Raw genomic sequence first — 12,492 nt, 5'->3', positions numbered from 1 at the left:
CCCATAGGTCGGCCCCGTCCAGGGCACCGCCCCGAGCCTGCGAGAGGCGGGGAGGACGGGGTCCTCTTTCAGGCCGTCGTGGCGACCGTGGTGAGTCGGTGGGCCGCGGCGCTGGCCGCCTCGACGGTGGCCGGGTCCGGCGCCAGGCCGCAGGCCTCCAGCCAGGTGGCGAGCATCCGGTGGCCACCCTCCGTGAGCACCGACTCGGGGTGGAACTGCACGCCCTCGATGGGCAGCTCCCGGTGCCGCAGCGCCATGACGATCCCTGAGGGCGTCGTCCCGGTGATCTCGAGCTCGGCGGGCACGGTGTCGCGGTCGACGGCCAGCGAGTGGTAGCGGGTGGCGGTGAACGGCGAGGGCAGCCCGGCCAGCACGCCGGCGCCCTCGTGCACCACCTGGCTGGTCTTGCCGTGCAGCAGCTCGGGCGCGCGGACGACCTCCGCACCGAACGCCGCCCCGATCGCCTGGTGGCCCAGGCACACGCCCAGGACGGGCGTCCCGGCCTCGGCGGCGGCCCGCACCATCGGCACGGTCACCCCGGCGCCGGCCGGCGTCCCCGGGCCCGGGGAGAGCAGCACGCCGGCGACGTCGAGGTCGGGCAGCTCGTCGACGGTGACGGCGTCGTTGCGCCGGACGACGCACTCGACGCCCAGCTGACCCAGGTACTGGACCAGGTTGTAGACGAAGCTGTCGAAGTTGTCGACGACGAGGACGGGGCGGCTCACGGTCCCTGTGTACCAGGAGGACCCCGGGCCCCCCACTGCTCGGGAGCTCGCAGCGGGACCCTGCACGGGGCCTAGCCGGCAGCGGCTGTGGCGTATTCCATCGTCGGCGGGCCGTCGTAGGCGGGCAGCGTGAGCTCGCCGCGCTCCTGGACGGCGAAGCCCAGGCCGTAGTCCTCGACCGCCTGCTGGAACACCTGCACCTGCGGCGAGGCGGCCAGCTGGGCGCGGATCGCGTCGGGGTCGCCGATGGCGGTGACCACGAACGGCGGCGACCAGGTCCGGCCGTGCAGCAGCAGGACGTTGCCGACGCAACGGACGGCGCTGGTCGCGATCAGCCGCTGGTCCATGATCGCCACCGCGTCCGCGCCGGAGGCCCACACGGCGTTCACGACGGCCTGCACGTCGGACTGGTGGATGACGACGTCGTCGGGCCGAGCGCCGATCGGCAGCGAGCCGTCGGGCCGCCGCGGGGCGTCGTCCAGGGTGATCTCCACACCGGGACCGGTGAGGGGGACCAGGCCGGCCGAGAGGGCGCCGGCCTCCCCGGCGTCGCGGGCGGCGGCGACGTCACTGTTCCGGGAGGCGGCCTGGTCGGTGAGGGCCTGCACCTGCTCCTGCAGCGCCGCCAGCTGTTCCTCCTGCGCCGCGACGGCCCCCTCCCGGGCGGGGATGAGGGCGGAGAGCTCGGTGGCCTCCCCGCCGCGCAGGTCGGTGCCCTGGGCCGTCTGGCTGGACGTCGCGAACAGCAGCCCCGCCGCCAGCGCCACCACGGGCACCAGGGCGGCCCACGCGGTACCCCCACGGGTCATCCGTGGGCGCAGGCTGCGGGCTGTGGCCACGTCTGCAGCTTAGGCTGGGAGACCGTCACGGCCGGTCGCGACGGACCGGCCCCGGAGGGAGTCCATCGGTGCCCAAGTCCAAGGTGCGCAAGAAGTCGGTCTACACGCCGCCGCAGGGCACCCTGCAGTCCGGGACGGCGAGCGCGCGGGCCGTGCAGCCCAGCCCTCGCTGGTACGCCCCCCTGATGGTCACCCTCATGCTGCTCGGCCTGCTGTGGATCGTGGTGTTCTACGTCGCCGGCGACCGGATCCCCTTCATGTCGGCGCTCAACGCCTGGAACTTCCTGATCGGCTTCGGCCTCATGGTGGCCGGCCTGGTCATGTCGATGCGCTGGCGCTGAAGGAAGGACCCGTCCTCCCCTCCCAAGCCCGGGGCGGGACCCGGGACGGGGCCGGCGGTGCCGGTACCACTGCTCGAGCGGCCCTCGTCCCACCCGGGACGGGGGCCGCTCGTTTGTGACGGACCGGATACGCACAGTGTTGTCCACACCCGGCGCTGTGCACAGCGGTCCGGCGCTGTCCACAGGTCGACAAAGCGCTGAACCCCCAGGGTTGTCCACCACGTGTGGAGAACGCCTGTTCGACAGCGCGCCGTTGACCTGCGCGTTCGCCAGAGCTGAGGCGGATGTGACGAGAAGGGCACCCGAGTAACTACAGGGCTGTGACTCCATCCCCAGCTGTGCACACAACTGTGGATGAGTCGACATGGCGGCAGCCCTCAGGTCGCCGTCCTACCCACCGTGTGATAGCGCGACACGCGGCCTGACCACGGCAGATCCCGGATGTCCGTGCCGCCGTCCCCAGGACGACGACGGCCCCCGGTCCACGGGGGACCGGGGGCCGTCGACCGGGGCCTGTGGATCAGGAGGTGAGCAGCTCCAGGACGGTCGCGTTCGCCATCCCGCCGCCCTCGCACATCGTCTGCAGGCCGTAGCGGGCACCGGTGGCCTGCATGGTGTGGACGAGCGTCGTCATGATCCGGGCGCCGGACGCGCCCAGCGGGTGGCCGAGCGCGATCGCGCCGCCGCGGGGGTTGAGCCGGTCGGCGTCAGCCCCCGTCTCGACCTGCCAGGCCAGCGGCACCGGTGCGAACGCCTCGTTGACCTCGAACACCCCGATGTCGTCGACGGACAGGCCCGAGCGCTGCAGCACCTTGTGCGTGGCCGGGATGGGGGCGGTCAGCATGATGACCGGGTCGTCGCCGGCCATGACCGTCGTGTGGATGCGCACCAGCGGGCGCAGGCCGAGCTCGCGGGCCTTCTCCGAGGTGGTGACCAGCAGGGCGGCCGACCCGTCGGAGATCTGGCTGGCGTTGCCGGCGCTGATGACACCGTCGGCCTTGAACGGGGTCTTCAGCGACCCCAGCTTCTCCAGGGTGCCGCCGGCGCGGATGCCCTCGTCGGCGCTGACCACCGTGCCGTCGGGCGTGGGGACAGGGACGATCTCCTCCTCGAAGGCACCGTCGGCCTGGGCCTTGGCCGCCTTCTCGTGCGAGGCGAGGGAGAACTCGTCGAGCTGGGTGCGGGAGAAGCCCCAGCGCTCGGCCATCATCTCCGCGCCCACGCCCTGGTTGGGGAAGACCTCGTCGTAGCGCTCGAGGAAGCGCGGACCCAGCGGCGCCCCGGCCCCGATGGCCGCGTTGTAGGTGGAGCCCATCGGCACCCGGCTCATCGACTCGACGCCGCCGGCGACGACGACGTCGGCCTGCCCGCTGACCACGGTCGCGGCGGCGAAGGCCACCGCCTGCTGCGAGGAGCCGCACTGCCGGTCGATCGTCGTCCCGGGCACCGACTCCGGCCAGCCCGCGGCCAGGACGGCGTTGCGGGCGATGTTGAAGGTCTGCTCGCCGACCTGGCTGACGCAGCCCCAGAACACGTCGTCGACCACGGCCGGGTCGATGCCGGTGCGCTCGATCAGCTCGTCCAGCACGGTGGCCGACAGGTCCACGGCGTGCACACCGGACAGCCCACCGCCCCGCTTGCCCACCGGGGTGCGCACCGCGGCGCAGATGACGGCATCTCGCATGACCACTCCTCGTCGACGTAGGCGGCATCACGCCCGCCTGCGCCAGATGGTAGGACGTCCACGCATCGGGGCGGCCGACCCCGTCCAGAGACGCGCAGGCCCCCTGCAGCACGAGGACCCCGTCCTCCAAACCGCTCACGCGCTCGCGGCGAGCCTCTGGACGGGGCCTGGCGCGAGCCTGCGAGAGGCGTGAGGGGCGGGGTCCTCCTACTGGGAGGCTGGACGCGTGGAGTGGTCGCCGCGCGCCGGGGAGACGACGGTCCTGGCGGCAACGGGGGTCGCCCTGGGCCTGGCCACCGTGGTCCTGGACCCGCTCGGCCGGGTGCTGGTCGGCGCGGCCGCCGTCCTGCTGCTGGCCCTCGCCGCGCGCGACCGCCTGCTGCGCCCGCGGATGGCCGCCGGGCCGGACGGCGTCGCCGTCGGGCGGCTGGGCGGCACCACCGTGCTGCCGTGGGCCCGGCTGCAGGTGCGGGTGCGCGACACCCGCCGGTGGGGGCTGCGCTCCCGGCTGCTGGAGCTGGACACCGCCGCCGGACCGGACGACGACGGCGAGCTGGTGCTGCTGGGCCGCCGGGACCTGGGCGCCGACCCCGGCGACGTCGCCCGGGCGCTGCGCGCGCTGCGGCCCGGGTGACCGGCGCAGCAGCCCCGGCCCGTCCCGGGTCCTGTTGCTAACCGAGGACGACGAGGGTGGGGACGGTCAGCGCCACCACCACGAGCGCCGCCGTGAGCAGCATCAGGCCCAGAACCTGGAACTCGGTGCGCCGACGGGCCAGGACGACCACCGCGGTGGCGATGAAGCCGGCCACCAGGCCGCCCAGGTGCCCCAGCAGGGAGACACCGGGCAGGAAGCTGATGAACACGTTGATCGCCAGCAGTGCGAGCAGGCCGCGGAGGTCCTCCCGGCGGGCGATCATCACCACGGCGAGCCCACCGAGCAGGCCGTAGATCGCGGCCGAGGCCCCGGCGACCGGGCGCCCCGGCTCACCGAACAGCTGCAGGGCGACCGCCCCGCCGAGCAGCGAGACCAGGTACACGGCGAGGTAGCGCCATCGGCCCAGCTGGCGTTCGAGCTCGGAGCCGAAGACCAGCAGCGCCAGCATGTTGAGCACCAGGTGCAGGACACCGATGTGCAGGAACGCCGCGGTGACCAGCCGCCAGTCCTCGCCCAGCTCCACGAGGACCGGGATCTGCGCCAGCTGGACGAACAGCGGCGAGAACTGGTTGTCCAGCGGGTTGGCACCGACCAGGCCGGCGGAGACCGCGGTGACCACGAACACCGCCACGTTGAGCGCGATGAGCGTGACCGTGACCGCGCCGAAGCGCCGTCCGGCCCGCTGAAGCAGCGGGGCCTGGCGGGGACGGCGCACCCCGGCGTTGCCGGCCCGGACGTCGTCCGGGCACTGGAAGCCGACCGAGGCGGGGGTCATGCACTCCGGGCAGATGGGCCGGCCGCAGCGGGTGCAGGAGATGCGGGTGGGCCGGTCCGGGTGCCGGTAGCAGGCGGGTGGCGGGGGCGCCGGCTGCGGCTGGCCGGCGCCCCCGTCGTCCGGGCCGGTGGTCAGCTGCGCTGCACCTCGACCGACTGCAGGACGACGTCCTCCACCGGGCGGTCGCCACGACCGGTCCGCACCTTGGCGATGCGGTCGACGACGTCCCGGCTGGCCTGGTCGGCCACCTCGCCGAAGATGGTGTGCTTGCCGGTCAGCCAGGTGGTCGGCGCGACGGTGATGAAGAACTGGGAGCCGTTGGTGCCGGGCCCGGCGTTGGCCATGGCCAGCAGGTAGGGCTTGGTGAAGGCCAGGTCGGGGTGGATCTCGTCGCCGAACTGGTAACCCGGGCCGCCGATGCCCTGACCCAGCGGGTCACCACCCTGGATCATGAAGCCGTCGATGATGCGGTGGAAGACGGTGCCGTCGTAGAGGCGGTCGGTGGTCTTCGCGCGGGTCTGCGGGTGGGTCCACTCCCGGCGGCCCTCGGCGAGGTCGGCGAAGTTCGCGACCGTCTTGGGGGCGTGGTCCGGGAACAGGTCGACGGTGATGTCGCCGTGGTTGGTGTGCAGGACGGCGCGGCGTGCGGGGGTCGCTTCAGTCACGACGTCCACTCTCCCACTGGCCCGCTCCCCGCGAGGCACGGGGAGCGGACGGGGCCTCGGCCTCACATGCGCAGCACGCGGGCGACGTCGAGGTTGCGGAAGGACGCCTCTCCCTCGGTGACCTCCTGCATGCGCTTGGCGAAGTCGGCGGTCACCGGGTGGTCGGAGTTCCGCATGGCCGACGCGTGGTCGGGGAAGGCGACGATCTCGACGTAGGTGTCGGGGCGGTCGCGGTCGGCGGCGACCACGCCCCAGCGTGCGGTGGCCTCCCGGCCCATCCGCTCCCGCCAGTCCTCGACGATGCGGTCGAAGCCGCCGAGGTCGCGGGTGTGGAACTCGATGAGCTGGACGAAGGCGCCACTCTCCAGCTGCAGGGCCTCCTCGTCCCGCAGCGCGGCACGCAGCCCGTCGCGCAACTCCTGGTCGTCGGTGTGCCCGTGCACCGACACCGCGTGCTGGACGGCGAGCTCGAGGACCTCGTCCTCCTCGCCGGAGACGAAGACGGTGCAGTTGCTCTCGCTCGGCAGCATCCGGCAGTCGATGGTCTTCCGAGCCATGGCTCCTCCTCAGGGCCGGGCCCTGGCCCGCCCGGCCGGTGGGCCAGCGGCCTGGCTGACCGATACGCGGAACGAGGAGCGGCGTCCAGTGCCGGAGGTCCTGGACGGAGGAGTGGAGACGAGGGGAATCGAACCCCTAACCCCCGCCTTGCAAAGGCGGTGCTCTGCCAATTGAGCTACGTCCCCGGGGCGGGAGGCGGAGCCTCCCAGCGGGTCAGCGGGTGGTGGGCGTGCTGACCGCCTGGGGACCGCGGGTGGCCTCGGCCCAGAGGTCGGCCTCCGCCTTGCCGGACGAGCGCCGGCGGACGGCGGCGAGGGCGGTGGCGGCGGCGGCTGCGAAGACCAGCTTCCTCAGCACGCGGGTACCTCCTCGAGGAGAGTCCCCTCCTCGGGAGGGGGCCGGGGCCTCACCCCGGGACGGGGTGAGGCCGGTGGCGCCGGAACACGGGTGGGCCTGGGAGGACTTGAACCTCCGGCCTCATCCTTATCAGGGATGCGCTCTAACCGCCTGAGCTACAGGCCCGTGGACCTCGACCAGTCTACCTGGCGCCTCCGGGGCTCCTACGGAGGGGGCCTGGGGGACGGCGCCGGCCCCCTGCAGGTCCCGTCGGCCCCCTGCAGGGTCCCCCGCCACGCGAGTGGCGGGGGCAGGGGGTCCTCTCTCAGTCGCGCTCGGAGAGGGTGACTTCGAGGCCGCCGACCAGGTCGGAGCACATGTTGTAGATGAACGCCGCGACGGTGCACAGCGCGGTCATCAGCACGATGTTGATGGCCCCGATGACCGCGGCCCCGCCGAAGACGATGCCCGGGGTGATGACCTCGCTGCGGCCGTCGCCACCCGAGGCGCTGCCGAGCTGGCCGAACAGGTCGTTGAGGGTCTCGAAGACACCGAGGCCGGAGAGGATGCCGTAGAGCAGGCCGACGGCGACCATCCAGATGAAGAACATCGCGATGGACAGGACCAGCGAGATCTTCAGCGCGGAGAACGTGTCGATGTGCCGCAGCTGCAGCCGGGCGCGGCGCGGGCCGCGGGCGGCCTTGCCGGCGCCCGAGGAACCCCTCGCGGTACCGACGGCCGACTGGCCACCGGTGGCGGCTCGGGCGCCGGTGCCGGGCTGGGCACCGGTCTCCGGCTGGGCACCGGTCTCGGGCTGGGCACCGGTCTCGGGCTGGGCGTCAGCGGCGGGCTGTGCACCGGTGGCCGGGGGGACGACGGTCTGCGTGCCCGACGCCGGGCCGGCCGCGGCCGAGGCTCCGCCATCGGTGGCCGCGGCCTTGGTCCGGGCGGTGCTCGCGCCGGGGATGGTCTGCGTCGACCCCGCCGAGGGGTTGCCGTCAACCGCGGGTTGCTGACCGGACGCCGTCCCCTGTGCCGGGGTGGTCTCCCCGGTCCGGGACCCGGTGCGCACCGAACCCTGCGTCCGGTCGCTCATGCGAGTCTCCCGTTCCCCAGCGGCCCTCGCCGCTGCCTCGCACCCGGTGTGCCCGGCGGGGAGCCGGGAGCGCCTGGGCGCCGGTCATGGCTGGGACGACGGAAGGCGGGGCTGCCGGTCCCGGGGCCGGCGACCCCGCCTCCACCGTCGTCGTCCACAGCCTAGGCGGCAGGCTCGTCGTTGTCCGTCGTACGAGCGATCGCCACGATCGACACGTCTTCCGGCAAGTTCATGAGCTTGACACCCATGGTGGCGCGGTCCTTGTTGTGGCGGACCCCGTTGACGGGGGTCCGGATGACGCCGCCGCCGGAGGTGATGGCGTAGAGCTCGTCGCCGAGCCGGACCGACAGCGCCCCGACCAGGTTGCCCTTGCGCGCCTTCGGGTCGGCGGTGAGCACGCCCTTGCCGCCGCGGCCCTGCGGCGGGTAGTTCTCGATCCCGGTCCGCTTGGCGAAGCCGCGCTCGGTGGCGACGAGGACGTCGACACCCTCCTCGACCACGATCATCGACAGCAGGGTGTCGTCCTCGCCGAGAGAGATGCCGCGCACGCCCTCGGTGGCCCGGCCCATCGGCCGCAGCGTGGCGTCGTCGGCCTTGAACCGGATCGACATCGCCTTGCGGGTGACCAGCAGCAGGTCCTGCTCGGGGTCGATGAGCGCGGCGCCCACCAGCTCGTCGCCCTCGCGCAGGTTGATCGCGATGACGCCGCCGCTGCGCGGGGAGTCGAAGTCGGTCAGCCGGGTCTTCTTCACCTGCCCGTTGGCCGTGGCCAGGACCAGGTACGGCGCGACGCCGTAGTCCTTGATCTGCATGACCTGGGCGATCCGCTCGTCGGGCTGGAAGGCCAGGATGTTGGCCACGTGCGCGCCGCGGGCGGTGCGGTTGGCCTCGGGCAGCTCGTAGGCCTTGGCGCGGTAGACGCGGCCCTTGTTGGTGAAGAAGAGGATCCAGTCGTGGGTGGAGCCCACGAAGAAGTGGTCGACGATGTCGTCCTGCTTCAGCGCCGCACCCATCACGCCCTTGCCGCCGCGGCGCTGCGACCGGTAGAGGTCGCTCTTCGTCCGCTTGGCGTAGCCGGTGCGGGTGATGGTGACGACGACCTCCTCCTCGGCGATGAGGTCCTCCATGGAGACGTCACCGTCGTTGGGCACGAACTTCGTGCGCCGGTCGTCGCCGTACTTCTCCACGATCTCGGCGAGCTCGTCGTGGATGATCTGCCGCTGCCGCTCGGGCGAGTCGAGGATGGCCTGCAGGTCGGCGATGCGGGCCTCGATCTCGGCCAGCTCGTCCATGATCCGCTGCCGCTCGAGGGCGGCCAGTCGGCGCAGCTGCATGTCCAGGATCGCGGTGGCCTGGATCTCGTCGATGTCCAGCAGCTCCATCAGGCCGCTGCGCGCCGCGTCGGCGGACTCGCTGGACCGGATGAGGGTGATGACCGCGTCGAGGTGGTCGAGGGCCTTGGCCAGACCGCGCAGGATGTGCGCACGTTCCTCGGCCTTGCGCAGCCGGTAGCGGGTCCGCCGCTGGATGACCTCGATCTGGTGCAGGACGTAGTGGCGGATCAGCTCGTCGAGCCGCAGCGTCCGCGGGACGCCGTCGACGATCGAGAGCATGTTGCAGCCGAACGAGGTCTGCAGCTGGGTGTGCTTGTAGAGGTTGTTCAGCACGACCTTGGCGACGGCGTCGCGGCGCAGCGTGATGACCAGTCGACGGCCCACCCGGTCGCTGGACTCGTCGGCGATCTCGCTGATGCCCTGCAGCCGACCGTCGCGGACGGCCTCGGCGATCGCCTCGGCCAGGTTGTCCGGGTTGACCTGGTACGGCAGCTCGGTGACGACCAGCTGCACCCGGCCCTTGGCGTCCTCCTCGACGGTGACGACGGCCCGCATGCGCACCGAGCCGCGGCCGGTGCGGTAGGCCTCCTCGATGCCCTCACGGCCGACGATGAGGCCGGCGGTCGGGAAGTCGGGGCCGAGGACGCGCTGCATGCACGCGGTGAGGGCCTCCTCCGGCTCGGCGTCCGGGTGCTCGAGCATCCAGAAGACCGCGGAGGCCACCTCGCGCAGGTTGTGCGGGGGCATGTTGGTGGCCATGCCGACGGCGATGCCGGCCGAGCCGTTGATCAGCAGGTTGGGGATGCGCCCGGGCAGGACCAGGGGCTCCTGGTTCTTGCCGTCGTAGTTGGGCTGGAAGTCGACGGTCTCCTCGTCGATGTTGGCCAGCATCTCCATGGCCAGCGGGGTCAGCCGGGCCTCGGTGTACCGCATGGCCGCCGCCGGGTCGTTGCCCGGGGAGCCGAAGTTGCCCTGGCCGTCGATCAGCGGGTAGCGCATCGACCACGGCTGGGCCAGCCGCACGAGGGCGTCGTAGATCGCCGAGTCGCCGTGCGGGTGGTAGTTACCCATGACCTCGCCGACGACGCGGGCGCACTTGACGTAGCCGCGGTCGGGGCGGAAGCCCTGGTCGTACATCGCGTACAGCACGCGGCGGTGCACCGGCTTGAGGCCGTCGCGGACCTCGGGCAGCGCGCGGCCGACGATGACCGACATCGCGTAGTCGATGTAGCTGCGCTGCATCTCCTGCTGGAGGTCGACCGGCTCGATCCGGTCGCGGGCGGGTGTCTCGGTCACGTTTCAGGTCTCTCCGTGGGAAGGACGACGTCGCGGGTCAGCGCCGGGAGGCCCCCTCGGTCCCCACTGCGGGCGTGCGGGCAGTGGGGAGGGAGGGGTCCTCCATCAGACGTCGAGGAAGCGGACGTCCTTGGCGTTGCGAGTGATGAAGCTGCGGCGGGCGTCGACGTCCTCGCCCATGAGCACGCTGAACAGCTCGTCGGCGGTGGCGGCGTCCTCGAGGGTGACCTGCAGCAGGATCCGGGTCTCGGGGTTCATCGTGGTCTCCCACAGCTCGGTGGCGTTCATCTCACCGAGCCCCTTGAACCGCTGGATCGCGTCGTCCTTGGGCAGCTTGCGGCCGGCCTCGACACCGGCCTTGATGACGGCGTCGCGCTCGCGGTCGGAGTAGGCGTACTCGTCGCCGACCTTGCCGCCCCACTTGATCTTGTACAGCGGCGGCTGGGCCAGGTAGACGTGCCCGGCCTCGACCAGCGGCCGCATGAAGCGGAACAGCAGGGTCAGCAGCAGGGTGCGGATGTGCTGGCCGTCGACGTCGGCGTCGGCCATCAGCACGATCTTGTGGTAGCGCAGCTTCGACAGGTCGAACTCGTCGTGGATGCCGGTGCCGAAGGCCGTGATCATCGACTGGACCTCGGTGTTCTTCAGCACCCGGTCGATGCGCGCCTTCTCGACGTTGATGATCTTCCCGCGGATCGGCAGGATCGCCTGGAACATCGAGTCGCGGCCGGACTTGGCCGAGCCGCCGGCCGAGTCGCCCTCGACGATGTAGACCTCGGAGTTGCGCGGGTCGGTCGAGCGGCAGTCGGCCAGCTTGCCGGGCAGGCCGGTCGAGTTCAGCGGGTTCTTCCGCGCCAGCTGGCGGGCCTGCTGGGCGGCGCGGCGGGCCCGCGCGGCCGAGCTGGCCTTGGTGATGATCTGCTTGGCCTCGGTCGGGTTGGCCTCGAACCAGTGCCCGAGCTGCTCGTTGCAGACCCGCTGCACGAAGCCCTTGACCTCGGTGTTGCCGAGCTTGGTCTTGGTCTGGCCCTCGAACTGCGGGTCGCCGATCTTCACCGAGACGATCGCGGCCAGGCCCTCGCGGATGTCCTCGCCCGTGAGCTTCTCGTCCTTGCTCTTGAAGAGCTTCTTCTCCTCGGCGTAGCGGTTGACGATCGAGGTCAGCGCCGCGCGGAAGCCCTCCTCGTGGGTGCCGCCCTCGTGGGTGTTGATGATGTTGGCGAAGGTGTGCACCGACTCCGAGTACGCCTCGGACCACTGCATCGCGATGTCCACCGACATCGCCGTGTCGTTCTTGCCGGTGCCGTCGGCGGAGAAGCCGATGACCGAGCGGTGGATCGGGGTCTTGGTCCGGTTCAGGTAGGCGACGTAGTCCTTGAGGCCGCCCTCGTAGAAGTACGTGACCTCGGTCGGCTCGAACGCCGGCGCCTCGGCGTCCGCGGCCGGGGCCTCCTCGGCGAGGGAGAGCTCCTCGGCCATGCCGGTCTCGGCCTTGCTGTGCCCCGGGCGCTCGTCGCGCAGCACGATCTTCAGGCCGGCGTTGAGGAAGGCCATCTCCTGCAGGCGACGGCTGATCGTGTCGAACGAGTAGGTCGTCGTCTCGAAGATGCCGGGGTCGGCCCAGAAGGTGATCTGGGTGCCGCGCTTCTTCGTCGGGCCGATCTTCTCCAGCGGGGAGGGCTTGGCCTCGGAGTAGTGCTGGTGCCACTCGGTGCCGTCGCGCCAGATGCGCACGTCGAGCTCGGTGGACAGCGCGTTGACGACGGTGACGCCGACGCCGTGCAGACCACCGGAGACGCCGTAGCTCTTGCCGTCGAACTTGCCGCCCGCGTGCAGGATGGTCATGACGACCTCGACGGTCGGGCGCTTCTCGACGGGGTGCATGTCGACCGGGATGCCGCGGCCGTTGTCCTCCACCCGGACGCCGCCGTCGGGGAGCAGGGTGACCCGCACCGTGTCGCAGTAGCCGGCCAGGGCCTCGTCGACGGCGTTGTCGACGACCTCCCAGACCATGTGGTGCAGGCCCCGCTCACCGGTCGAGCCGATGTACATGCCGGGGCGCTTGCGGACCGCCTCGAGACCCTCGAGGACGGTGATGGAGCTGCCGGAGTAGGCGTCAGCCTTCGCGTCGGTCTTCGGTCGAGCGACCACGTGTGGCCCTTCTGTCGCGCACCCGGCGGGCAGGGCG

The 12,492-nt window shown here is 71.9% G+C and carries 12 protein-coding genes and 2 tRNA genes; 2 read left to right on the top strand and 12 right to left on the bottom strand.

Annotated elements, in window-relative coordinates; genetic code table 11:
* Positions 1-68 precede the first annotated feature (68 nt).
* Together ACU610_RS19835 and ACU610_RS19830 are read right to left on the bottom strand one after the other, a co-directional pair.
* The gene (locus tag ACU610_RS19835) at positions 69-725 is read right to left on the bottom strand and encodes an aminodeoxychorismate/anthranilate synthase component II (protein WP_446769410.1); all 657 of its coding nucleotides are present in this window, start codon (positions 723-725) and stop codon (positions 69-71) included.
* Between the two features lie 71 nt (positions 726-796).
* On the bottom strand, positions 797-1,564 hold the full coding sequence (locus ACU610_RS19830) for a DUF881 domain-containing protein (RefSeq protein WP_446769409.1): 768 nt from the start codon (positions 1,562-1,564) through the stop codon (positions 797-799).
* 68 nt (positions 1,565-1,632) lie between these two features.
* Here ACU610_RS19830 and crgA point away from each other — a divergent pair, with 68 nt between their 5' ends.
* A complete protein-coding gene (gene crgA, locus ACU610_RS19825; RefSeq protein ID WP_446769408.1) occupies positions 1,633-1,905 on the top strand; it encodes a cell division protein CrgA in 273 nt (90 codons plus the stop codon).
* A gap of 520 nt (positions 1,906-2,425) precedes the next feature.
* Here crgA and ACU610_RS19820 read toward each other — a convergent pair.
* Positions 2,426-3,589: a thiolase family protein gene (locus tag ACU610_RS19820; RefSeq protein WP_446769407.1), complete on the bottom strand. Its 1,164-nt coding sequence runs from the start codon at positions 3,587-3,589 to the stop codon at positions 2,426-2,428.
* Positions 3,590-3,815: 226 nt separating this feature from the next.
* On the opposite strand from ACU610_RS19820, the gene ACU610_RS19815 reads away from it, so the two are divergent.
* Positions 3,816-4,223, top strand: coding sequence for a PH domain-containing protein (locus ACU610_RS19815; RefSeq protein WP_446769406.1), 408 nt, complete (start codon positions 3,816-3,818; stop codon positions 4,221-4,223).
* Between the two features lie 37 nt (positions 4,224-4,260).
* Here ACU610_RS19815 and ACU610_RS19810 read toward each other — a convergent pair whose 3' ends face one another.
* The 9 genes from ACU610_RS19810 to gyrB all read right to left on the bottom strand — a co-directional run bounded on the left by ACU610_RS19810 (position 4,261) and on the right by gyrB (position 12,455).
* Complete coding sequence (locus ACU610_RS19810) at positions 4,261-5,019, bottom strand: rhomboid family intramembrane serine protease (RefSeq protein ID WP_446769405.1); 759 nt, start codon at positions 5,017-5,019, stop codon at positions 4,261-4,263.
* A gap of 131 nt (positions 5,020-5,150) precedes the next feature.
* Positions 5,151-5,684, bottom strand: a complete 534-nt coding sequence (locus tag ACU610_RS19805) for a peptidylprolyl isomerase (RefSeq protein ID WP_091221429.1) — start codon at positions 5,682-5,684, stop codon at positions 5,151-5,153.
* Between the two features lie 62 nt (positions 5,685-5,746).
* Positions 5,747-6,241, bottom strand: a complete 495-nt coding sequence (locus tag ACU610_RS19800) for a DUF1059 domain-containing protein (protein WP_446769404.1) — start codon at positions 6,239-6,241, stop codon at positions 5,747-5,749.
* Positions 6,242-6,354: 113 nt separating this feature from the next.
* A tRNA-Ala gene (locus ACU610_RS19795) sits at positions 6,355-6,427 on the bottom strand.
* Positions 6,428-6,455: 28 nt separating this feature from the next.
* The gene (locus tag ACU610_RS19790; protein WP_446769403.1) at positions 6,456-6,599 is read right to left on the bottom strand and encodes a DLW-39 family protein; all 144 of its coding nucleotides are present in this window, start codon (positions 6,597-6,599) and stop codon (positions 6,456-6,458) included.
* 91 nt (positions 6,600-6,690) lie between these two features.
* Positions 6,691-6,764, bottom strand: a tRNA-Ile gene (locus tag ACU610_RS19785).
* Between the two features lie 139 nt (positions 6,765-6,903).
* On the bottom strand, positions 6,904-7,674 hold the full coding sequence (locus ACU610_RS19780; RefSeq protein ID WP_446769402.1) for a DUF3566 domain-containing protein: 771 nt from the start codon (positions 7,672-7,674) through the stop codon (positions 6,904-6,906).
* A gap of 161 nt (positions 7,675-7,835) precedes the next feature.
* A complete protein-coding gene (gene gyrA, locus ACU610_RS19775) occupies positions 7,836-10,304 on the bottom strand; it encodes a DNA gyrase subunit A (RefSeq protein WP_446769401.1) in 2,469 nt (822 codons plus the stop codon).
* Between the two features lie 105 nt (positions 10,305-10,409).
* Positions 10,410-12,455, bottom strand: a complete 2,046-nt coding sequence (gene gyrB / locus ACU610_RS19770) for a DNA topoisomerase (ATP-hydrolyzing) subunit B (protein ID WP_446769400.1) — start codon at positions 12,453-12,455, stop codon at positions 10,410-10,412.
* Positions 12,456-12,492 lie beyond the last annotated feature (37 nt).

This window comes from Geodermatophilus sp. URMC 61, assembly GCF_052931555.1.
This window is presented reverse-complemented; position numbering and strand designations above follow the sequence as displayed.

Bases quoted from the DNA above. Each gene is read 5' to 3' on its own strand.
- ACU610_RS19800 (WP_446769404.1), bottom strand. From the start codon at position 6,241: ATGGCTCGGAAGACCATCGACTGCCGGATGCTGCCGAGCGAGAGCAAC.
- ACU610_RS19820 (WP_446769407.1), bottom strand. From the start codon at position 3,589: ATGCGAGATGCCGTCATCTGCGCCGCGGTGCGCACCCCGGTGGGCAAG.
- ACU610_RS19780 (WP_446769402.1), bottom strand. From the start codon at position 7,674: ATGAGCGACCGGACGCAGGGTTCGGTGCGCACCGGGTCCCGGACCGGG.
- ACU610_RS19810 (WP_446769405.1), bottom strand. From the start codon at position 5,019: ATGACCCCCGCCTCGGTCGGCTTCCAGTGCCCGGACGACGTCCGGGCC.